The following is a 21,276-nucleotide window of genomic DNA, read 5'->3' on the forward strand; positions in this document are numbered from 1 at the left end:
GAATTACCTTAATATACTAAAAATCAAAAATCGAAATGAAAGTTGCAGTAGTAGGAGCCACCGGGTTGGTAGGCACCGTAATGTTAAAAGTATTGGAAGAAAGAAATTTCCCATTAACCGAATTAATTCCAGTAGCCTCTGAGAAGAGTGTTGGTAAGTTAATTACGTTTAAGGGTAAACAGTTTCCAATCGTTAGCATGGATACTGCGATTGCTATGCGTCCAGAGATTGCTTTATTCTCTGCAGGTGGTGGTACTTCGCTCGAACATGCCCCTCGTTTTAAAGAAGCGGGCACAACGGTAATCGATAATTCTTCGGCATGGCGGATGGACCCAAAAATTCCATTGATTGTTCCAGAAGTAAATGCATTTACCTTGTCGCTCGACGATAAAATCATTGCAAATCCAAATTGTTCTACGATACAAATGGTAGTAGCTTTAAAACCATTGCATGATAAATACCGCATTAAGCGTGTGGTCGTTTCTACCTATCAATCGGTAACGGGTACAGGTGTAAAAGCAGTAGATCAAATGATGAACGAACGAAATGGAAACTACGACGGCCCCATGGCTTATCCATACCAAATCGATTTAAATGTTATCCCTCAAATTGATGTATTTACCGAGAACGGCTACACCAAGGAGGAAATGAAAATGATTAACGAAACCCGTAAAATTATGGGCGATGATAGCATTCGTTTAACCGCTACTACGGTTCGCATTCCGGTAATGGGCGGTCACTCTGAATCGGTAAACATCGAGTTTGAGAATGAATTCGATCTTGCAGAAGTAACTGCTTTGTTAGAAAAAACAGAAGGTATTATTGTTGTTGATGACATAGCGAACTTAAAATATCCAATGCCAAAAGATGCACACGAAAGGGATGAAGTATTTGTAGGCCGTATTCGCAGAGACGAATCGATGCCCAATACGTTGAATATGTGGATTGTTGCAGATAATTTGCGTAAAGGTGCTGCTACCAATGCAGTGCAAATTGCCGAATATTTGGTAAGAAAAGAACTGGCTTAATTCGGTTAAGAGTTGCGTGCTACAGGTTGCAGGTATTGGCGCATAAAATTAACATAATTTAAAAGTGATGCGAACAGCGTCACTTTTTTTATGGTTTTTGTTCACTATGTAAAGCATATAAGAACGATATAAGTTTTTGGTTATAAATCGCGAGATTATTTTAATTTTACTGCATAGTTATGCGTCTTATGAAATTACTTAAAGTTCCCATTTTATTTCTTCTTCTAACTCAAACCTGCTTCGCTCAATTCCCAACAGCTAAACTAGAACAAGCTTATCAAAAATTATTGGCTGATGAACAAGCAAAGTATGCTATTACATCACTTTGTGTGTTAGATGCTAAAACTGGTAAAGTGGTATTCGCCAAAAATGAAAATATTGGCTTAGCAACTGCCTCCACTCTTAAAACCATCACCTCTGCAACTGCATTTAGCGTTTTAGGCAAAGATTTTCGCTTTCAAACCACCTTGGGTTATAGCGGAAAGATTACAGCCGACGGAACATTGCAAGGCAATTTAATCATTAGCGGTGGTGGCGACCCAACTTTAGGTTCATGGCGCTACGAACAAAGCAAAGAAAATGTAATTTTAACGCAATGGGTAACTGCCATCAAAGCGGCTGGTATTAAAAAAATTGAAGGTAATGTAATTGGCGATGATAGCTTATTTGGTACTCAAACCATGCCAGAAGGATGGATTTGGCAAGATATGGGCAATTATTACGGCGCAGGAACTTCTTCACTTACTTGGCGCGAAAATCAATTCGACATCCACCTTAAACCTGGAAGCACAACAGGTGCCGAAGTTAGTATAAAAGCAACGGTTCCTGCTATGCCTTATCTACAAATCGTTAATGAACTTACAACTGGGCCTGCTGGGTCTGGCGATAACGCGTATGGCTATTTACCCCCATATAGCTCGCTGGCCTATTTGCGTGGCACCTCGGGCATGGGAATAGGCAAGGTTGGCATTTCATTGGCGCTGCCTGATCCAGCTTATGATGCGGCCTTTCGCTTACAAGACACGTTAAAGCGTATAAATATACTGTGTACTAAAGAAGCTACTACTGCTAGAAAACTCCATTTAGAAGGCACTACTTTACCCACCACCACCCAAAAACTTTCTACCATTACCTCGCCTTCTTTAAGTGAGATCGTATACTGGTTTAACAAAAAGAGTATAAACTTATATGGCGAACAACTCCTAAAAACCATTGCTTGGAAAAGCGGGGAAGCACCTTCTACACGAACAGGGGCAACTGCAGAAATTAACTTTTGGACAGCCAAAGGAATCGATAAAAATGCATTGAACATCTTAGATGGCAGCGGACTTTCGCCTGGTACACGGGTAACAACCATGGCTATGGCATCTGTTTTATTTCAAGCTCAAAAAGAAGAATGGTTTACTGATTACTTAAATTCTTTTCCAGAAAATAATGGCATGAAATTAAAAAGTGGTAGCATTAACGATGTTTCGGCTTATGCCGGGTATTACACTGCCTCAGATGGCAATAAGTATATTGCAGTAATTAATATTAATAACTATAATGGATCGGGCATCAGCAAGAAATTATTCAAGGTTTTAGATGCGTTGAAGTAATTTGTTCTTATCTTGAGTTCAAATCCATTTCAATGATGAACTTCAAAACCCTTATTTATCTTTCGTTCCTCGCAGTTTCTACTGTACTTATATCATGTAATGCAAAAACAGAAGACAGTGCAAATTCCAATTACTTTAACTCGGCCGATACTGGCGTATTAACAGGAGGTATAAAAGTAATCCCTATCCAAACATCAAAGGGAAAATTTAACGTTTGGACGAAGCGAATTGGAAATAATCCAAAAACAAAAATCTTGCTACTCAATGGTGGTCCCGGTGCCACGCACGAATATTTCGAATGCATGGAAAATTTCTTACCTAAAGAAGGGATAGAGTTTATCTACTACGATCAACTGGGATGTGGTAATTCAGATAACCCGAAAGATACTGCCATGTGGGATTTAGACAGATACGTAGAAGAAGTTGAACAAGTGCGGCAAGCACTTAAATTAGATAAAGATAATTTCTACCTACTTGGACATTCGTGGGGAGGTATTTTGGCCATGCAATATGCATTAAAATATCAAAAAAACATGAAGGGAATGATTATCAGTAATATGATGAGCAGCATTCCTGCCTATGGTAAATATGCTGATGAAGTTTTGGCTAAACAAATGGATCCTGGGGTACTTAAAAAAATTCGAGCCATAGAGGCAAATAACGATTATTCAAACCCAGAATATATGGCCTTATTGATGCCGAATTTTTATGTAAAACACATCTGCCGAATTCCCTTAGATCAATGGCCTGAACCTGTTAATCGCTCATTTAGCAAAATGAACCAATCTTTATACGTAACGATGCAGGGTCCGAGCGAGTTTGGCGTAGCAGGCAAACTCTTAAATTGGGATATTTCAGGTCAATTAAAAAATATTACCATTCCAACGCTAACAATTGGCGCAAAATACGACACCATGGATCCAAAACACATGGAATGGATGGCATCAACACTCGCCAATGGAAGTTACTTATATTGTCCTAATGGAAGCCATATGAGTTTATACGACGACCAGCAAACGTACATGAAAGGGATTATTAAATTTTTGAAAGATACCAAATAATGCAATTCGAACTCCGTCCCTTTCAACATAGCGATTTAGCCAATTTGGTAAAACATGCCAATAACTACAATATTTCTAAAAATTTAAGCAATAAATTTAACTTTCCATATACACAAACTGACGGTATTGCCTTCATTAACTTGGCCTTATCTGCATCGCCCATCGAAATTTTTGCAATTGTAGTGAACGGAGAAGCAGTAGGCTCAATAGGTGTACATCCGCAGAAAGATCTATACTGCAAAAATGCAGAAATGGGCTATTGGTTATCGGAAACGCTCTGGGGTAATGGAATAATGCCTTTAGCCATTAAAGAAATGGTAAATTATGGGTTTAAAACCTTTGATATTACGCGCATTTATGCCCGTACATTCGATACCAATTTTAAATCGCAGCGTGTACTCGAGAAAGCAGGTTTTAAGTTAGAGGGCGAATTTAAAGGCACCTACTATAAAAATGGAACAGTATATGACGAAATGGTATATGCCATTAGAAAATAATTAATAAATTGCCCTTTAATTAGAAAATCAATCCCTTTTTTATCCATGAAACGAAGTTTATCTATTATATTTTGTCTTTTTACCCTTCATTCCATTGCTCAAACTGCCGCAAGCAGTATAGAAACACTAAGTACTTTTGAAGCAAGTATACCTGTTGCTCAAAACGAAATTGCTATCATTCCTGAACCGGTTACCCTTATTAAACAAGCAGGTTACTTTTCACTGCCTGCAAATATTGTTATTCAAGCTAATAAATCTCCAGCGCTAAAACAAACAGTTGCTTTTTTGCAAGAAAGATTATCAAAACCAACCGGGCACTTTGTAAGTGTAGTACACATTCCATCATCAACCGCTACATTCAAGTTAATCATTACGGATAAAAATGACCCTATTTTAGGAAACGAAGGCTATCACTTAACCGTAGGTTTAAAACAGGTCGTCATCACTGCGAATAAACCTGCTGGCTTATTTTATGGGGTACAAACGCTAATGCAATTACTACCAAAAGAAATCGAAAGCAAAGAAGAGGTAAAAGGGATAAAATGGACCATGCCCTGTGTTCAAGTAACAGATTATCCGAGATTGGGTTGGAGGGGATTAATGTTTGATGTTGCCCGTCATTTTTTCACCAAACAAGAAGTAAAACAATACATTGATGCTATGGTTCGCTACAAATTCAATATTTTACACCTCCATCTATCAGACGATGAGGGATGGCGAATTGAGATTAAAGGCTTACCAAAGCTCACCGAAGTGGGAGCATGGCGTGTAAAACGAGAAGGCACATTTGGCGATTTTATCCCCCCAACTGCCGACGAACCCCGCAATTATGGTGGTTTTTATACACAAGAAGACATTAAAGAATTAGTAGCTTACGCAAAAGAACGCTTTGTAGACATTATGCCCGAAATCGATGTTCCTGGACATAGTTTAGCTGCAATTGCTGCGTATCCTGAGTTATCTGGCACCGCTGATGCGGTAAATTATAAAGTACGAAGCGGAGAAAAAATTATGGATTGGAGTCGAGGTGCTCCCCCACTCGGACTAGTAGACAATACCTTATCTCCTGCCAACGAGAAAGTTTATGTCTTTTTAGATACTGTATTTTCGCAAATTGCAAAGCTTTTTCCTTTCGATTATATCCATGTTGGTGGTGATGAAGTAGCCCGAAATTTTTGGGAAAAGAACGATCAAATAAAAGAGCTCATGAAGCGCGAAGGCTTAAAAACTATTCCAGAAGTGCAAGCCTACTTTGAGCGTAGATTGGAAAAAATTATCGTTTCAAAAGGGAAAAAATTTATGGCCTGGGATGAAGTTTTAGAAGGGGGCGTTTCGCAAAGTGCAGCCGTAATGAGTTGGCGATCGATGAAGTATGGCACAGAAGCGGCAAAAGCTGGTCATGAGGTGGTAATGAGCCCCACCCAATATGCTTACATAGACTATATGCAGGCTGATGCCATTACGGAGCCCAAAGTTTATGCCTCCCTCCGTTTAAGCAAGGCCTATGAATTTGATCCTGTTCCAGCAGATGTTGATCCTAAATTTATTAAGGGCGGGCAGGCAAACTTATGGACTGAACAGGTGTACAACATTCGCCAGGCCGAATACATGACCTGGCCTCGGGGTTTCGCCATCGCCGAATCAGTTTGGTCGCCCCGCGAAAAGAAAAACTGGAACAACTTTTTTGTGCGTACAGAAGAACATTTTAAGCGCCTGGATGTGGCAGAAACCAAATATGCGCCTAGCGTTTACGACCCTATATTCTCCGTAAAAAGAGGCGCCGATAGACAAGTGCAGATTACGCTGAGCACGGAGGTAGAGGGCTTGGATATGTATTACAGCTTTGATAATTCTTTCCCAGATCGCTTTTATCCTAAATATACTACACCATTAATTCCCCCTATCGATGCTACCGTATTAAAGGTAATTACTTATCGAGGTAAAACACCTATTGGACGGATGATGAATATGCCAATTGAGGAATTGAATAAGAGGGCTGGGAAGAAATAGATTTTTGTATGATATCAACCACATAGACACATAGCTCACAATAGCTATGTGTCTATGTGCCTATGTGGTAAAAAGTTTAAGCGCAAAAGATAATAGCCCATTGGTTCAAAATCCTTAATTTAGTGCAAGCCAAATTTTAAAAACCTGCACAAATGAATTCCATTTTTAAAACTCTTTTCTTCCTACTATTTCCATCTTCTATCCTATTTGCACAAAATACAGCTGTAAAGATTATTAAAGATCCTAACGCTAAAAAGATAGACATATTAATCGGAAACAAACTTTTTACCAGTTTTCAGTACCCAGATCATATAGAGAAACCTTTCCTTTACCCTGTTTTTACCGTTAACCAAAATGATGTAACACGAGGTTTCCCTTTAAATCCAAAAAAAGACGACCCAACAGACCACCCCCATCACATTGGCATCTGGCTGAATTATGAAAGCGTAAATGGTCTCGATTTTTGGAACAACTCCTATGCCATTCCTAATGAAAAAAAAGATAAATATGGATGGATTAAGACCGACAAAATTTTAGAAACCAAAAGCGGGCCCAAAGGAAGTTTAACCTACCATGCTACTTGGAACAATCAAGCCAATGCTATACTGCTCAACGAAATTACCACTTTCGAATTCAGTGCCATAGGCAGTCAGCGGATTATAGATCGTAGCACCACCTTAAGTGCCGTAAAAGATGTGGCTTTTAATGATGTAAAAGATGGATTTTTGGGAATGCGATTGGCACATGAACTTCAAATTCCCACTCAGCAAGACCAGAAATTTACAGACGATAAAGGCAATGTAACCCTCGTAAAAGGGGGTACGGATAAGATTGCCAATGGCAATTACATCAGTAGTGAGGGCAAAGTCGGTGATGCCGTTTGGAGCACCCGTGCAGCATGGGTTAAAGTTTTTGGGAAAATAGGTGCCGATTCGGTAAGTGTTACCATCATCGACCACCCAAAAAACATAAATTATCCTACGTATTGGCATGCACGAGGCTATGGTTTATTTGCTGCAAATCCTTTAGGCGAAAAAATATTTACAAATGGAACAAGGAGCACTAACTTAAAATTAAAAGCAGGAGAAAAAATTACATTTAGATATAGAATTGTTATAGATGCTGGCAACACGTCGACTTCAACTGAACAAATTCAAAAACTTGCTGCAGCATTTAGCAGGTAACTGTTGTAACATTAGCGCTTAAGCGGGCTCCAATAAATAATGAAAAAAGAAACGCTCATTCTCCTAGGTTTTATTGTTGTTAAGATCGTATTGCAATATTTGGTAATTCATCCAATTTACGATTTACAGCGGGATGAATTTCTACACCTGGATCAAGCTAAACATTTAGCCTGGGGCTACCACTCTATTCCCCCTGTAACCTCATGGATTTCTTGGTTGATCCTTCACTTGGGGAATTCTTATTTCTGGGTTAAATTTTTTCCTGCCCTTTTTGGCGCCCTAACCATACTAGTGGTATGGAAAACAGTCGAAAGTTTAAAAGGAAGTTTATATGCATGCATACTGACCGCCACAGCATTAACTTTTTCTAGTCTTTTGAGGATAAATATGCTGTACCAACCCAATTCATTAGATATACTATGTTGGACTTTAGTGTATTATACCTTTATTCGTTTTATTCAAACAGAAAATTACAAATGGTTGTACGCAATGGCTATTAGCTTTGCTATTGGATTTTTAAATAAGTATAATATTGCCTTTTGTTTACTAGGTTTATTGCCAGCCATCTTACTGAGTGAACAAAGGAAACTTTTTTTAAAGCCCCAATTTTATATCGCTTTGTTTATTGGTTTGGCCATTGTAAGTCCGAATCTTACATGGCAGTTTCAACACGATTTTCCCGTGCTTAAACACATGAAAGAACTTCAAGAAACGCAATTGGTGCACGTAGAACGAATGGATTTTGTAAAGGATCAGATCATGTTCTTTTTTAGTTCTTTGTTAATAATAATTGCAGGCTTCATCTCCCTATTCACTTATAAAACATTTAAGCCCTATCGAATATTTTTTTATGCTATATTATTTACCTTAACCTTATTTATTTACCTAAAGGCAAAAGGTTATTATGCGATTGGCTTATATCCCATTTTCTTCGCTTTTGGAGCAGTTTATATCAGTTATCTTTTTCGACACGGTTGGAAGATTTATCTCCGCTTCGTGCCAATAGTTATCATACTCTTACTTTTTATCCCTTTATTGGATAGGGCTCTACCGTTAAAAAAACCAAATGAATATTTTAAGGAAGGCCAACAACATACTTGGGAAGATGGGAAAAAGCATCCCATTTCACAAGATTTCGCCGATATGCTGGGTTGGCAAGAATTGGCAAGAAAGGTAGATTCAATTTATCTAATGCTACCGAACAAAGAAACGATATTCGTACTTTGCGATAGCTATGGCCAAGCTGGTGCGATAAATTATTACACAAAAGTTAAGGGCTTAAAAGCCGATTCATTTACCGACGATTATATCAATTGGGTAAATTTAGATCGTGAAATTAAAACCGTAATTCGCGTTAAAGAAGTAAAAAATTTAACTTCTACTAGAGATCTATCACTTTTCAACAAGGTGGTAGGTGTTGGAGAAATTAAAAACGAGTATGCCAGAGAAAAAGGCACTCAAATTATCCTCCTTAGTGAACCAAAACTAGATCTTGCTAAGCTTTTGAGAACCGAAAGAGCAGCAGGGAGGTTGGAGTAAATATTTGCCACTTTTAACCACGAGAAAACGAGAATACACAGCGAAATAAGCATATGGCTGTAAACTCAGCGTTCTCTGTGAAATACTTTGTGCCCTCCTGTAGTTAACAACGTAAAGCAAAAAACTTGTATTTCTCCTTTTTTCTTCTTACTTTCATATAGCTTAAAAAGGAGGTTTATTATGAACATTATCCAAAAAGTTGAGCTTTGGGGCGATGCCCATCATGCAAAATGGTTAGATGTTGTTCGCATCGTATTAGGCTTAATAATTTTCAGTAAAGGTATTGCACTCATTAGCGATACGGGCTATCTACAGGATGCATTATTCCGAAATAGCATTTTTGAATTTTCATCTGTCATGGCCAGTATTTTGCTCCATATTGTTGCCTTCGCACATTTAGTTGGTGGCATTTTAATTACCATTGGTCTTGTAACACGTTTTGCTGCAGTAATTCAAATTCCAATTTTAGTTGGCGCCATTCTATTTGTTAACATTTCTAACGGCCTATCGGTATTAAATTCAGAACTATGGCTATCAATTATCGTACTTAGCCTTTTGGTATTATTTTGGGTAGTGGGATCAGGCCCATTTTCGGTCGACCAACAATTTAAGAAGCGACGTTGGCAATAAAAGATTTTCTCTGTGAACTCTGTATTAAAATCCCTACCTTTCGTATTTAGAAATAGATATGAAGAAGATTCTTATTGCACTATTACTTTTACTTGCGACCAACACTTTTGCACAAACCCAAACGGCTAATTACTTTAAATTAACTCGCGAGGGATTCAACGAAAAAAATGCCTATGCAACTACTGCATTTGTAGAAAAATATTTTCGTGTTCCAGGCAATTCTGGGTTTAATGCAAGCATCCACCATGTCGAAGATATTTTAAAAAAAGCTGGTTATGTTGAGCAAAAATCAAATGAATTTGAAGCACCCCTAACCTATCGAATCGAAAAACGCCCCATGAAACGAAATACTTGGGAGCCCATAAACGCAAGCGTGCAAATCGTTGGCGAAAATCGACCTTTAATTGCTTATCAAACCAACCGCAATATGATCCCAATCAACTGCCCTTCAACGCCTGCTGGCGGCGTTACTGCCGAAGTGGTTTTTGTTGGAAAGGGAACTACGGCCGATTTTGAAGGAAAAGATTTGAAAGGAAAAATTGTTTTTGGTGATGTAGCTACTGGCCGATTAGTTGGCGCTGCTGCAAAAGCTGGCGCCATAGGCGCAATGGGTTACTCGATGCCAAAATATACGCAACCCGAAGTACACCAAACCTCCATTCAGTTTAGTAGCATGCAAGCAAACGCAGGAATTTGGTCGCTACTTTTATCGTATGGTGTTAAGGAAAAATTAAAAGCTGCTTGCTTAAAGGGAAAAGTTGAATTAAAAGTTGAAATTGAAACCAAAATATACGAAGCAGAAGAATTAACAATTGTTGCAAATATTAAAGGCTCGGTTAAACCAAACGAACGCTTTGTATATAGCGCACACGTACAAGAGCCAGGAGCAAACGATAATGCTACCGGTGTTGGTACTTTAGCTGAAATGGCCAGATTAACTGCAAGCCTCATTAAATCGGGCAAGCTAAAACCACAGCGCACACTTACTTTTCTTTGGGGTGATGAGATTGTTTCTACTGGAAGATACATCTCTGAGGATAAAGAGCGTGCCAAAGGGATATTATGGGGCATGAGTTTAGATATGGTTGGCGAGGATACCCAAAAAACAGGAGGTACATTTCTATTGGAAAAAATGCCCGATCCATCGGCTATATGGACAAGGGGAACCGATAAACATAGCGAATGGGGTGCCGGAAATGTACAAGAGAAAGACCTTTTCCCACATTATTATAATGATTTCATCTTCGATATCTGCAAAGCTCAAGGCAAATTTGCGAATTGGACGGTTAATTATAACCCTTTCGAAGGGGGAAGCGACCATACTCCATTTCTACAGAACAAAATTCCTGGTTTGTTGATGTGGCATTTTACAGATGTATTTTACCACACAGATAACGACCGCATTGATAAAGTATCGGCCACCACAATGAAAAATGTTGGGATTAGTGCATTAACCGCTGCCTATACTTTGGTTACTGCTGATGAAAGTACCGCTTCGTTTACTGTTGCACAAGTTAAAGCCGATGCATTGGTTCGCTTAAAAACAGAATTCGAATTGAGTAAAAAAGCAATAGCTGATGGTAAAGATGCTACAACTGAAAAGCATATTGTTGAGGTTTGGGGAAAATACTATACCGATGCATTAGCCACCATTGGAACCATGGCGGTTGATCCTAAGACCACTAGGGTGGGTTCTGCGATTAAAGTGGCGACCTTGGAGGTGGAGAAGCAGATGCAGATTTATTTAGAACAGCTTAAATAGAGTTCTCCTCCAATAGAATAACAAGTACAATCCTTACCTTAGCATAAACATCAACCTTATGAATTTCCACACTCGAAAATGGATCAAACCCGAAGATTTAAACCCTAATGGCGGATTATTTGGAGGTAGCCTTTTAAAATGGATTGATGAAGAAGCGGCAATTTATGCCATTGTACAACTCGAAAACCCTAGAGTAGTAACTAAATACATGTCGGAAATTAACTTTGTAAGTTCTGGTAAATTGGGCGACATTATCGAATTAGGAATGACAGCAACTTCTTTCGGCACTACCTCCATCACCATGTGTTGTGAGGTAAGAAATAAAATTACCAGGAAGAGTATTTTAACAATCGATAAAATCGTTTTCGTGAACATTAACGAATACGGTGAACCAACGCCACATGGAAAAACGAAGATTAAATATATTGAAGATCAGTTCTAGGACTTAAATTAACTCCTCAACTTCCAAATTAAACGCATCAACCACAAGTTGCGCTTGCATGTAAAAAGCATTTCGCTCAGCTAATTTCGTTTCTATAAAGACCAATAATTGCTCATCATCCATCCCTTTTAAAAGCGGCCTTTTTTCTCTGTTGTTCAACCTAGACACTAATTGTGGCGGTGTCATCTGCAAGTAAATCGTTTTCCCATTCGCATTCATCCACTCCATATTATCGAAGAAACAAGGCAATCCACCCCCGGTAGCTACCACGCAAGTTTCAGGATACTCATACCTCTTTAGCGTTTCGCTTTCCAATTTCCTAAAAGCTTCTTCTCCATTCTCGGCAAAATACTCGGCAATCGTTTTACCTTGTTCGGCTACAATTACCGCGTCTAAATCGATTACTGAGCAGTTTAAGCGGCTAGCCAACTGCTTCGCTTTGGTGCTTTTGCCGCAGCCCATAAATCCGATTAAAAAAATTTTCATACCTGTTTTTCTCTTTTTAGCCCTAAACTAATTTAACCCTAGGATCTACCCAAGCATATAAAATATCGACTAAAATATTCATCACTACAAACACAAATGCGATAAATAAGATTGAACCCATTACCACCGGAAAATCAGACATTTCTAAAGCAGTTACTGTTGTTCTGCCTAAGCCGTTATATCCGAAAATATACTCCACAAAGAACGAACCTGCTAATAACGAGGCAAACCAGCCCGATATAGCGGTTATTACCGGATTTAAAGCATTTTTTAACGCATGTTTATAGATAATTGCATTCCGCCCTAGCCCTTTTGCCTTTGCTGTTCGTATATAATCTTGTGCCAATACGTCTAACATTGCGCTGCGCGTGAGTTGAACAATAATAGCCAATGGTCGTAGTCCCAATGTAATCATCGGCAACCACAAGTTTCTCCAAGTAATTACCTCTCCCTTAAATGGATCGTAGCTGTATAAACTTCCGCTCATATTTAGACCTGTATAATCGGCCAATAAAAACCCAAATAACCAAGCAATAATAATTCCCGCAAAAAACGATGGAGCCGAAATGCCTAGGATTGCGAATGAATTAGCCATATTATCAATCCACGTTCCCTTGTGTACTGCCGATAAAACCCCCAAAAATACTCCAATACATGTAGCAAAAATCATTGCAGTTAGGGCTAAAACAAATGTATTGGGTACCGTTTCTGATAAAATAGTGGTCACATCTCTCTTGGTTTGATAGGAGCGACGCAAATATGGAACCTTTAGCACCACCACATCACTTCTAACTTTAAAAAGTTTTTGATAATGGTATTTTTCTTGATTTTCTGTTGAAAAAGGATGAATACTAATTGGCGATAAATCGTTAATGTAAAGAAAAAACTGGACCGGCTTTGATCGGTCTAAACCAAATTCCTTTCTTACGGCATCGAGCGATTGCACGTCCGACCTTTGTCCCATTGTCATACGCGCCGGATCGCCAGGTAAAATATTAAACAGTACAAATACTACAAGAATTACCCCTGCCATTACAGCTAAGCCATATAAAAATTTACGGATTACGTAGCCTCCCATTACTTATTGAAATAGGTTTTAGCGAGTTCTTCGAAAGATGGCAGGTTATGGTAATGCCATTTATTCACGATCACTCCATTTTTAAGCAATAATACACCCGGATTAGCGCGTACCATACTTTTTAATGGCACAGCATCCGCATAAAATATTTCCATAAAGAGCTTCATCTTTTTACTAAAAGCAGCTGCATCTTGTGCCGAGTTTGAGGTTAACAACACCGATCTGATGTTGAATTGTTCTACTGCATTTAAGGCCAGGGCATTGGTTTTAGCCACAGCTTCTTCATTTACTTCATTTAAGTTATAGGCAACAATAATTAAATTATAAAAAGGATTTTCGACCAGTTCTTTGGTATAGTCAGTGCCAGAGCTATCACTAATAATTAAATCCTTAATTTTAACTTCATAACCTTTCTTTATTAATTTCTTTTCCGGATCGCCCACAACCTCCCAATTCTCATCTTTCCATACTTCTTTTGCCATATAGTCTTTATCGCTCATCGATTTCGTTTCCCCTGTCTTTTTGTGCTTCAGTTGATATAGGATTAAAAACTCATCTAAAGGAGCACCTTCAGGTACTTTCATCGATTCGGGGATGCTCGAACCCACTTTATAGGGTAAAAAATCGATTATAGGTAAGTAGTTGTAGGTAAAAATTCCAAAAGCCAACGATGCGAAGGTAACGACAGCAAAGCCCGCAGCCTGCAATTTATGATTAGTCGTAATCGGCTTAATTTTTGTTCGATGAATAAATAAATAAACGATAAGCACCAATAAAATTAAATCCTTACTAAACGATTGCCATGGCGTAAGCGGAATAGCATCACCAAAACAACCACAGGAAGTTACCACTTTAAATGCGGCCGAAACAAAAGTGAGAAAAGTGAAAAATACGATAAGTGCAAGTAAACCTTTAGTAACTTGATTGCGCCAAAATCCGAAGAGCAATAAAGCGCCTAAAACAATTTCTAAAACGCACAATAAAATTGCAATACCAGTAGCCCAATTGCTTAAAAAATTTAGATGAAAAACTTCGAAGTACTCTTGAAGTTTATAGCCAAAACCCAATGGGTCATTTGCTTTAATCAATCCCGAAAAGATGAACAAAACACCAACAAACCAACGAGAAAAATGGAGTAGGATTTTTTGCATAAATTGTAGTTAATTGTTTATTTGGTTAACTGTTTTTAAATGATAATGGGAATATGCACCCCGTCTAAATACTAATATATACTAAATACCCAGCTTAATCAATGCAAATACTGCATAATTTAACATATCCTGATAATTTGCCTTTACACCTTCGGAGGCTAACGTTTGACCCAAATTATCTTCAATTTGTTTTACTCTAAAAATCTTCATCAAAATTAAATCCGTTAAAGAGCTGATACGCATATCGCGCCATGCCTCTCCATAATCGTGATTTTTTGCAAACATTAAGTCTTTGGTTTCGGCTATTCGTTTATCAAATAGACTTTCTACCAAATTTACTTCCATCTCGTTCGGGTCTGAATCAGTTAATTCTAACTGAAGCATCGCAATTACGCAATAATTTACAATACCGATGTATTCTGAGGTAATATCCTCATCAACTTTTGATACTTTTTTTTCTTCTAAGGTACGTATGCGTTGTGCCTTGATAAAGATTTGATCGGTTATTGATGCAGGTCGAAGAATGCGCCATGCCGTTCCGTAATCTTTTGTCTTCTTTAAAAATAGCGCTTTACACGTTGCTATTACGTGATCAAATTCTTGTGAGGTGTTGGCTGCCAAAACAATTAATATTTTATCCGGATAAATTCGTTTCTATTTAAAGCTGTTTTATTGCTTATTATTGTATTTAATTATGGCTAAAGATACATTTTTAAACCCGAAATTTACATTAAATAGCAAGGGCAAATCGATAGATTTAAGTCGCCCATCGGTAATGGCCATCTTAAATTTAACTCCTGATTCATTTTTTAAGGATAGCCGTATAGAAAACATTGATGAGGCGTTACAGCGAGTAGACGATTTTTTAAAGGCGGGGGCAAAATTTATCGACCTCGGTGCGTATTCATCTCGGCCAGGCGCTGCACATATTAGCGAAGAAGAAGAACTAAAACGCCTCATTCCCGTAGTACAAGCGCTAGCAAAAAAATTCCCTGAAGCCTTGTTTTCTATCGACACATTTCGTGCTAAAGTAGCCGAAGCTGCAATAGATGCCGGAGCCCATTTAATTAACGATATTTCGGCCGGAAATTTAGACGGAGCAATGTTTGAAACCATCGCTAAACTAAATGTTCCATACATTATGATGCACATGAAGGGGAATCCACAAACCATGCAAGAACATTCAAGTTACCAAAATATTGCCAATGAGGTACATGCTTATTTTGCACAAAAAATAAAAAAATTAACCCAACTTGGCGTAGCTGATATTATTCTCGACCCTGGCTTTGGTTTTGCGAAAACGATAGATCATAATTACGAATTGCTACAAAAAATGGAGGTTTTAAATTCATTTGACCTCCCAATCTTAGTAGGTTTCTCACGAAAATCTATGATCACTAAGGTGCTAAAAAATAAGAGCCATGAAGCGCTAAACGGGACAACGGTTTTAAATACGATAGCCCTAACTAAAGGTGCTTCTATTTTAAGGGTGCACGATGTTGAGGAGGCAGTAGAATGTGTTACGTTGTTTAATCGGTTAATTATTCATTAGTTCATTGGTCAACAGTTCATTTTGCCATGTATTGTGCTACGAATGACTAATGAACTAATGAACAATAATTCTTATCTTGTGCCTATGAAGAGCCTCGACTTCGATTTCCTTAAAATTACGTGGATTAATGTTATAGATATCATTGTAGTTGCTATTCTATTGTATTATATCTACAGTTTAATCAAAAACACCCTTGCGGTTAACTTACTTCTAGGCCTTCTTATCATCTTCCTATTTTACCATTTGGTAAGCAGTTTGCACATGGATCTGTTGTCTACCATCATCAACAAATTTATGGGAGTGGGAATTATGGCCTTGGTGGTGATTTTTCAACCTGAAATTAGGCGATTCTTACTGCACATTGGAAAAAATACGTTTTTGCAAAAAAATAAAACCTGGTGGGGAAATTTGTTCGGTAGTAAAGATTTAGAACGTGATAATTTATTACGGATCAAGCCAATTATCGATGCCTGCAAAAGCATGAAAAAGACCCGAACGGGCGCATTAATCGTCTTTGTTAAATTTTACGACGATCAACTCTTCGCCAATAGTTGTGAAATTATCGAGTCGAAAATATCGAAACGTCTACTAGAAAGTATCTTTCAGAAGCACAGTCCACTTCACGATGGCGCCGTGGTAATTGCCGAAAACAAAATTAAAAGTGCAAGTTGCATTTTACCCCTAACGGATAATGAGAAATTACCTCCTCAATTCGGTTTACGACATCGGGCTGGAATAGGGATTTCTGAAAATACAGATGCTGTTGCCGTGATTATCTCTGAAGAAACCGGCGAAATTGCCTATGCAAAACAAGGTAGGGTAAGGATGAATGTATCCTTTGGAGAATTGGAGAAATTGCTAAATAAGGATTTTTAAATTAGTACTGAGCAGTGCGTATTGAGTAATGAGACATTTATACTAAGGGCATAGTTAATATACCCCCAGTTGCAATACGATACTCAATACGCAATACCTTTTAACAATATTGCTCAAAAGCCCCAATTAAACTATCGGCAATCATTTGAGCTGGGCGACCTTCGATCTGATGACGCTCAATCATGTGCACCAACTTACCATCTTTAAACAAGGCCATCGCAGGCGAGGAAGGTGGGAAAGGCATCATATACGCTCTCGCTCTATCTACGGCGTCTTTTTCCATACCTGCAAATACGGTTACCAATTTACCAGGGTGTTTTGCATTCGATGCGGCTAATTTAGCTGCTGGACGGGCATTTGCTGCTGCACAACCACAAACCGAATTTACCACTACAAAAACAGTTCCTTCGCTTTTAATGGCATTATCAACCTCTTCTGCCGATTTTAACTCTTCAAAACCTACGTTAGTTAACTCCGCACGCATAGGTTCTACTAAATATTCTGGATACATCTTTTCTTTTTTAAATAAAGTACAAAGATAACAAATATGATGCGCTAAAAATTATTGGCTAATAAAATAACAATCTGCTGACGTATAGGAAGTATTTTTATCCCTGCATACCTTGAAGCGCTTCTTTTAATGCTTCTTGATCAGATAAGGCGGCCCATCCGAACATAGCAATAATCGCTCCCATAAATAATAGGTAGATAATATTCAAAATCAACCCTATGATTGCGCACACTCTACCCGCATTTAAATTTTTAAATGAACTTTCGGTATAAAAAGTCATATTAGCTGCATAAAGAGCCCTATCCTTTTTACTTAAAATTAAAGCAACTATCCCTAAAATTAAACCAATAATACCATAACAACAACAGGTTACAATAGATAAAATACCTAACACTAGTACTGCAGTTGCATTAGGTAACGCTTGCTGAATACCATAGTTAAAACCGCTATTTTGAGGTGGAGTTTTAGGTTGAGGGTTTGAACTCACCGTTTCTGGTGTATTTTCTTGTGGAGCTTCTTGTTCTTCAGACATGATGTTAATGTAATTGATGCGTAAATATTTTATAAATATAATTGATTACAATGAGTAAACTAATACCAATGTATAGTATTTTAATTAAAAAAGCTCCTTGTTTAAAATCAAATTTTAAGTGAACAAGTGTAAACACCATCAGGCCAATAAGAGGTAAAGTTGGCGGATATAACTTAAATGAATTCACAAAATCGCCTTCAACTAAAGCCAAAACAGAGCGTTGAAAACCACAACCAGGGCAATCAATACCTAGGTACTGCTTTACCGGACATTTTAATAAATGTGTTTTTAGCCAGAATAAAAAGTTAACAGAATTCATTTAGGTCGAAGATAATTCTAATTAAACAGAATAGAAAAAATATACTAATTTTGGCGCTGAATTTTCTGCCGCTATGACCTCAAAAATTAGGATCCTCTTCGTATTGTTATTTTTAACCCTATCGAACAGCACTAGTTTTGGTCAAAGCTACAAAAATGAATTAGGGATCATGTCGGATAATGATTATTATGTCGATTCTGAAAAAGATCGCTATTATAGTGAGGGGGCGTTTACCTATTTCAGACATGCTTTGAGGCAAGAAAATCTAGATCCCAGGCTTAACAAAAAAATAATCGACTTCGAGCTAGGTCACAAAATATACACTCCCTATAGTTCGCATGCTCCCGACCCAAAGAGTCATGATAGGCCTTTCGCTGGATATGCCTATGCTAGTGGAAGTATGGGTTTTTTCTTTACTAACCAATCCATTTTAAAAGCCAGGATACAACTGGGCATTTTAGGACCTAAGGCGCTTGGCAAAGAAGTGCAATCTACTTTTCATAAGGATGTGCTGAAGGCATATTATACCGTTGAGGGTTGGGAATACCAAGTTAAAAATGAAGTTGGTTTAAATGTTGATTTAGCTTATCAACGCTTGTTTTATCAGTTTGACAATCACTTACTAGACCTTAGTGGTACTTCTTCGGTACAATTAGGTAATACCTTTTCGGGTGCAAATGCAGGCTTATTAATTCGCTTCGGAAAGTTAAACGCCTTTTACGAATCGTCGTACGCTAATAGTCGAATTAAAAACAAACCGGGAGATAAGAGCAGAACACCGTTAGAATTTTACGTTTTCACAAAACCACAAGTAAATTTTGTAGCTTATAATGCGACCATACAAGGTGGATTATTCAGGTCAAATAAAGGACCCATAACTTTTGGAATTAAAAATTTGGTCTACGCTCAACAAATCGGCCTTAATTTTGCATGGTGGAGATTGAGCGCTAAAGCGATCGTTACGCTAAAGAGCAAAGAAGTGGAGAGCAATGCGAAAGCCTATAATTATGGTTCGGGCGTAATTGCTTACCATTTTAACTAAATCACATTTTTACATTCCTGCTACCGTCCTAGAGAATACAATTTGGGTTTCATAAGGTTATGTCGTAAATTTGCACTTCATTTAAACAATAAACATATGTCATCAGTAGAGACAACTTACGTTCCTTACAAAGTTAAGGACATTTCACTGGCAGAATGGGGCCGCAAAGAGATCGCGTTAGCAGAGGCAGAAATGCCTGGATTAATGAGCTTACGCACCGAGTTCGGACCATCTAAACCTTTAGCAGGCGCACGCATTGCAGGCTGCTTACACATGACCATTCAAACCGCAGTTTTAATCGAAACTTTGGTAGAATTAGGTGCTGAAGTTACTTGGTCGTCGTGCAACATTTTCTCGACCCAAGATCACGCTGCCGCAGCTATTGCGGCCGCAGGCATTCAAGTTTACGCTTGGAAAGGCTTAAATGAAGCCGATTTTGATTGGTGTATTGAGCAAACCTTACATTTCGGTCCCGACCGTCAACCGCTAAACATGATCTTAGACGATGGTGGCGATTTAACTAACATGGTGTTCGATAGATATCCTGAGTTAATTGCAGCTATTAAAGGATTATCTGAAGAAACCACTACAGGTGTTCACCGCCTATACGAAAGAATGAAAAACGGAACCTTGCACTTACCTGCAATAAACGTAAATGATTCTGTAACCAAATCTAAATTCGATAACAAATACGGATGTCGTGAGTCGTTAGTTGATGCCATTCGTCGTGCTACCGATGTAATGATGGCTGGTAAAGTAGCTGTAGTTTGCGGTTATGGCGATGTAGGTAAAGGTTCAGCAGAATCGTTAAGTTCGCAAGGTGTACGTGTAATTGTAACTGAAATCGATCCGATTTGCGCGTTACAAGCGGCAATGGAAGGGTACGAAGTTAAAAAATTGGCTACAGCTATTAAAGAAGCTGATATTGTGGTAACTACCACAGGTAACTGTGACATCGTTCGCGAGCAACATTTCAGAGCTTTAAAAGATAAAGCGATTGTTTGTAACATTGGACACTTCGACAACGAAATCGATATGGCTTGGTTAAACAGTGCTTATGGCGATACTAAAGTTGAAATTAAACCACAAGTTGATAAATATACGATTGACGGCAAAGATGTAATTATCTTAGCAGAAGGCCGTCTGGTGAATTTAGGCTGTGCAACTGGTCACCCAAGTTTTGTAATGAGCAACTCGTTTACCAATCAAACCTTAGCCCAATTAGAATTGTGGACTAACCCAGGGAAATACGAAAATAAAGTTTACGTTTTACCTAAGCATTTAGACGAAAAAGTAGCGCGTCTTCACTTAGAAAAAATCGGTGTAGAGTTAGACGTTTTAGATCAACACCAAGCCGATTATATTGGTGTAAACGTAGATGGTCCATTTAAACCAGATACATATAGATACTAGTTTTTAGTCGGCAGTCCTGAGTTAGTAATTGGGAGGCACGAAGCAATCTCATTAATGAGATTAAAAAGAGAGATATGCGGAAGTATATCTCTCTTTTTGTTTCGGGCAAGACGCTAAACCTTTTGCCCCTTACCATTAAAACACTACATTTGCTAACTTCTTAATGTTCCAAAACATGAAAAAATTACTCTTCACCCTTTTTATTTTATTAGGTTGTTTCATTGCCAACGCGCAAAGTTCCAAAAAACCAATAGCTAACAAACTAACAAACAAAGTTGTTGAAATTGCCTGCGGCGAATGCAAATTTAAAATGAAGGGCAAAGGCTGTGATTTAGCCGTTCGAATAGACGGAAAGTCTTATTTTGTAGATGGAAAATCAGTTGATGATTTTGGAGATGCACATGATGAAAAACATGGTTTTTGCAATGTAATCAGCAAAGCTGAAGTAACAGGAGAAATTGTTAATAATCGGTTTAAAGCAAAAACAATAACGTTATTGCCAGAGAAAAAATAGTATACATCAGCTTTTCTTTGCCCTTTTTTATAATTAACCTAGTAAATCTAA

At 38.1% G+C, this 21,276-nt stretch carries 22 protein-coding genes; 15 read left to right on the forward strand and 7 right to left on the reverse strand.

Features of this window, described 5'->3' with window-relative positions:
- Positions 1–35 precede the first annotated feature (35 nt).
- The 10 genes from WG904_RS09445 to WG904_RS09490 all read left to right on the forward strand — a co-directional run bounded on the left by WG904_RS09445 (position 36) and on the right by WG904_RS09490 (position 11,751).
- Positions 36–1,028: an aspartate-semialdehyde dehydrogenase gene (locus WG904_RS09445; RefSeq protein ID WP_339579055.1), complete on the forward strand. Its 993-nt coding sequence runs from the start codon at positions 36–38 to the stop codon at positions 1,026–1,028.
- Between the two features lie 188 nt (positions 1,029–1,216).
- The gene (dacB, locus tag WG904_RS09450) at positions 1,217–2,626 is read left to right on the forward strand and encodes a D-alanyl-D-alanine carboxypeptidase/D-alanyl-D-alanine endopeptidase (protein ID WP_339579056.1); all 1,410 of its coding nucleotides are present in this window, start codon (positions 1,217–1,219) and stop codon (positions 2,624–2,626) included.
- A 32-nt stretch (positions 2,627–2,658) separates the two neighbouring features.
- Entirely contained in the window at positions 2,659–3,687 is a 1,029-nt protein-coding gene (locus tag WG904_RS09455) for a proline iminopeptidase-family hydrolase (protein WP_339579057.1), read from the forward strand.
- The gene (locus WG904_RS09460; protein ID WP_339579058.1) at positions 3,687–4,184 is read left to right on the forward strand and encodes a GNAT family N-acetyltransferase; all 498 of its coding nucleotides are present in this window, start codon (positions 3,687–3,689) and stop codon (positions 4,182–4,184) included. The genes WG904_RS09455 and WG904_RS09460 overlap by 1 nt, the downstream gene beginning before the upstream one ends.
- A 45-nt stretch (positions 4,185–4,229) precedes the next feature.
- On the forward strand, positions 4,230–6,194 hold the full coding sequence (locus WG904_RS09465) for a beta-N-acetylhexosaminidase (protein ID WP_339579059.1): 1,965 nt from the start codon (positions 4,230–4,232) through the stop codon (positions 6,192–6,194).
- Positions 6,195–6,346: 152 nt separating this feature from the next.
- The gene (locus WG904_RS09470) at positions 6,347–7,378 is read left to right on the forward strand and encodes a DUF6807 domain-containing protein (protein WP_339579060.1); all 1,032 of its coding nucleotides are present in this window, start codon (positions 6,347–6,349) and stop codon (positions 7,376–7,378) included.
- 39 nt (positions 7,379–7,417) lie between these two features.
- Positions 7,418–8,917 (forward strand): glycosyltransferase family 39 protein, encoded by a 1,500-nt coding sequence (locus WG904_RS09475; RefSeq protein ID WP_339579061.1) that lies wholly within the window; start codon positions 7,418–7,420, stop codon positions 8,915–8,917.
- Positions 8,918–9,097: 180 nt separating this feature from the next.
- Positions 9,098–9,547 carry a DoxX family protein gene (locus WG904_RS09480; RefSeq protein ID WP_339579062.1) on the forward strand — a complete coding sequence of 150 codons (450 nt, stop codon included), beginning with the start codon at positions 9,098–9,100 and terminating at the stop codon, positions 9,545–9,547.
- 58 nt (positions 9,548–9,605) lie between these two features.
- Positions 9,606–11,309 carry a M28 family peptidase gene (locus WG904_RS09485; RefSeq protein WP_339579063.1) on the forward strand — a complete coding sequence of 568 codons (1,704 nt, stop codon included), beginning with the start codon at positions 9,606–9,608 and terminating at the stop codon, positions 11,307–11,309.
- Between the two features lie 58 nt (positions 11,310–11,367).
- Positions 11,368–11,751, forward strand: a complete 384-nt coding sequence (locus WG904_RS09490; protein WP_339579064.1) for an acyl-CoA thioesterase — start codon at positions 11,368–11,370, stop codon at positions 11,749–11,751.
- A 3-nt stretch (positions 11,752–11,754) separates the two neighbouring features.
- On the opposite strand, the gene WG904_RS09495 is transcribed toward WG904_RS09490, so the two are convergent.
- From WG904_RS09495 to WG904_RS09510, 4 genes are all read right to left on the reverse strand, one after another.
- Positions 11,755–12,237, reverse strand: a complete 483-nt coding sequence (locus tag WG904_RS09495) for a shikimate kinase (protein WP_339579065.1) — start codon at positions 12,235–12,237, stop codon at positions 11,755–11,757.
- 22 nt (positions 12,238–12,259) lie between these two features.
- On the reverse strand, positions 12,260–13,315 hold the full coding sequence (locus tag WG904_RS09500) for an ABC transporter permease (protein WP_339579066.1): 1,056 nt from the start codon (positions 13,313–13,315) through the stop codon (positions 12,260–12,262).
- Complete coding sequence (locus WG904_RS09505) at positions 13,315–14,466, reverse strand: BT_3928 family protein (protein WP_339579067.1); 1,152 nt, start codon at positions 14,464–14,466, stop codon at positions 13,315–13,317. Before WG904_RS09505 ends, WG904_RS09500 begins: the two co-directional genes overlap by 1 nt.
- 81 nt (positions 14,467–14,547) lie before the next feature.
- Complete coding sequence (locus WG904_RS09510) at positions 14,548–15,087, reverse strand: DUF1599 domain-containing protein (RefSeq protein ID WP_339579068.1); 540 nt, start codon at positions 15,085–15,087, stop codon at positions 14,548–14,550.
- Between the two features lie 73 nt (positions 15,088–15,160).
- Between WG904_RS09510 and folP the strand changes: the two genes are divergently transcribed.
- A complete protein-coding gene (folP, locus tag WG904_RS09515) occupies positions 15,161–16,018 on the forward strand; it encodes a dihydropteroate synthase (RefSeq protein ID WP_339579069.1) in 858 nt (285 codons plus the stop codon).
- 84 nt (positions 16,019–16,102) lie between these two features.
- Positions 16,103–16,894, forward strand: coding sequence for a diadenylate cyclase CdaA (gene cdaA, locus WG904_RS09520; RefSeq protein WP_339579070.1), 792 nt, complete (start codon positions 16,103–16,105; stop codon positions 16,892–16,894).
- A 100-nt stretch (positions 16,895–16,994) separates the two neighbouring features.
- Here the strand turns inward: cdaA and WG904_RS09525 are convergent, their stop codons facing one another.
- From WG904_RS09525 to WG904_RS09535, 3 genes are all read right to left on the reverse strand, one after another.
- Positions 16,995–17,405 carry a BrxA/BrxB family bacilliredoxin gene (locus WG904_RS09525; RefSeq protein ID WP_339579071.1) on the reverse strand — a complete coding sequence of 137 codons (411 nt, stop codon included), beginning with the start codon at positions 17,403–17,405 and terminating at the stop codon, positions 16,995–16,997.
- 97 nt (positions 17,406–17,502) lie between these two features.
- The gene (locus tag WG904_RS09530) at positions 17,503–17,937 is read right to left on the reverse strand and encodes a CCC motif membrane protein (protein ID WP_339579072.1); all 435 of its coding nucleotides are present in this window, start codon (positions 17,935–17,937) and stop codon (positions 17,503–17,505) included.
- Between the two features lie 4 nt (positions 17,938–17,941).
- Positions 17,942–18,256 (reverse strand): DUF2752 domain-containing protein, encoded by a 315-nt coding sequence (locus tag WG904_RS09535; RefSeq protein ID WP_339579073.1) that lies wholly within the window; start codon positions 18,254–18,256, stop codon positions 17,942–17,944.
- Positions 18,257–18,329: 73 nt separating this feature from the next.
- Between WG904_RS09535 and WG904_RS09540 the strand changes: the two genes are divergently transcribed.
- The 3 genes from WG904_RS09540 to WG904_RS09550 all read left to right on the forward strand — a co-directional run bounded on the left by WG904_RS09540 (position 18,330) and on the right by WG904_RS09550 (position 21,225).
- Positions 18,330–19,298, forward strand: coding sequence for a lipid A deacylase LpxR family protein (locus WG904_RS09540; RefSeq protein ID WP_339579074.1), 969 nt, complete (start codon positions 18,330–18,332; stop codon positions 19,296–19,298).
- Positions 19,299–19,394: 96 nt separating this feature from the next.
- The gene (gene ahcY / locus WG904_RS09545; RefSeq protein WP_339579075.1) at positions 19,395–20,711 is read left to right on the forward strand and encodes an adenosylhomocysteinase; all 1,317 of its coding nucleotides are present in this window, start codon (positions 19,395–19,397) and stop codon (positions 20,709–20,711) included.
- Between the two features lie 175 nt (positions 20,712–20,886).
- Positions 20,887–21,225, forward strand: a complete 339-nt coding sequence (locus tag WG904_RS09550) for a DUF6370 family protein (RefSeq protein WP_339579076.1) — start codon at positions 20,887–20,889, stop codon at positions 21,223–21,225.
- Positions 21,226–21,276 lie beyond the last annotated feature (51 nt).

Source organism: Pedobacter anseongensis (genome assembly GCF_037482965.1).
GTDB lineage: Bacteria > Bacteroidota > Bacteroidia > Sphingobacteriales > Sphingobacteriaceae > Pedobacter > Pedobacter anseongensis.

What these genes read in the sequence shown, in the direction of transcription:
- WG904_RS09505 (WP_339579067.1), bottom strand. Translation starts at nt 14,466, where the DNA reads ATGCAAAAAATCCTACTCCATTTTTCTCGTTGGTTTGTTGGTGTTTTG.
- WG904_RS09535 (WP_339579073.1), bottom strand. Translation starts at nt 18,256, where the DNA reads ATGAATTCTGTTAACTTTTTATTCTGGCTAAAAACACATTTATTAAAA.
- WG904_RS09470 (WP_339579060.1), top strand. Translation starts at nt 6,347, where the DNA reads ATGAATTCCATTTTTAAAACTCTTTTCTTCCTACTATTTCCATCTTCT.
- cdaA (WP_339579070.1), top strand. Translation starts at nt 16,103, where the DNA reads ATGAAGAGCCTCGACTTCGATTTCCTTAAAATTACGTGGATTAATGTT.
- WG904_RS09500 (WP_339579066.1), bottom strand. Translation starts at nt 13,315, where the DNA reads ATGGGAGGCTACGTAATCCGTAAATTTTTATATGGCTTAGCTGTAATG.
- WG904_RS09475 (WP_339579061.1), top strand. Translation starts at nt 7,418, where the DNA reads ATGAAAAAAGAAACGCTCATTCTCCTAGGTTTTATTGTTGTTAAGATC.
- WG904_RS09485 (WP_339579063.1), top strand. Translation starts at nt 9,606, where the DNA reads ATGAAGAAGATTCTTATTGCACTATTACTTTTACTTGCGACCAACACT.
- WG904_RS09480 (WP_339579062.1), top strand. Translation starts at nt 9,098, where the DNA reads ATGAACATTATCCAAAAAGTTGAGCTTTGGGGCGATGCCCATCATGCA.
- WG904_RS09455 (WP_339579057.1), top strand. Translation starts at nt 2,659, where the DNA reads ATGATGAACTTCAAAACCCTTATTTATCTTTCGTTCCTCGCAGTTTCT.
- WG904_RS09445 (WP_339579055.1), top strand. Translation starts at nt 36, where the DNA reads ATGAAAGTTGCAGTAGTAGGAGCCACCGGGTTGGTAGGCACCGTAATG.
- WG904_RS09460 (WP_339579058.1), top strand. Translation starts at nt 3,687, where the DNA reads ATGCAATTCGAACTCCGTCCCTTTCAACATAGCGATTTAGCCAATTTG.
- WG904_RS09495 (WP_339579065.1), bottom strand. Translation starts at nt 12,237, where the DNA reads ATGAAAATTTTTTTAATCGGATTTATGGGCTGCGGCAAAAGCACCAAA.
- WG904_RS09540 (WP_339579074.1), top strand. Translation starts at nt 18,330, where the DNA reads ATGACCTCAAAAATTAGGATCCTCTTCGTATTGTTATTTTTAACCCTA.
- dacB (WP_339579056.1), top strand. Translation starts at nt 1,217, where the DNA reads ATGAAATTACTTAAAGTTCCCATTTTATTTCTTCTTCTAACTCAAACC.
- folP (WP_339579069.1), top strand. Translation starts at nt 15,161, where the DNA reads ATGGCTAAAGATACATTTTTAAACCCGAAATTTACATTAAATAGCAAG.
- WG904_RS09490 (WP_339579064.1), top strand. Translation starts at nt 11,368, where the DNA reads ATGAATTTCCACACTCGAAAATGGATCAAACCCGAAGATTTAAACCCT.
- WG904_RS09530 (WP_339579072.1), bottom strand. Translation starts at nt 17,937, where the DNA reads ATGTCTGAAGAACAAGAAGCTCCACAAGAAAATACACCAGAAACGGTG.
- WG904_RS09525 (WP_339579071.1), bottom strand. Translation starts at nt 17,405, where the DNA reads ATGTATCCAGAATATTTAGTAGAACCTATGCGTGCGGAGTTAACTAAC.
- WG904_RS09465 (WP_339579059.1), top strand. Translation starts at nt 4,230, where the DNA reads ATGAAACGAAGTTTATCTATTATATTTTGTCTTTTTACCCTTCATTCC.
- WG904_RS09550 (WP_339579076.1), top strand. Translation starts at nt 20,887, where the DNA reads ATGAAAAAATTACTCTTCACCCTTTTTATTTTATTAGGTTGTTTCATT.
- ahcY (WP_339579075.1), top strand. Translation starts at nt 19,395, where the DNA reads ATGTCATCAGTAGAGACAACTTACGTTCCTTACAAAGTTAAGGACATT.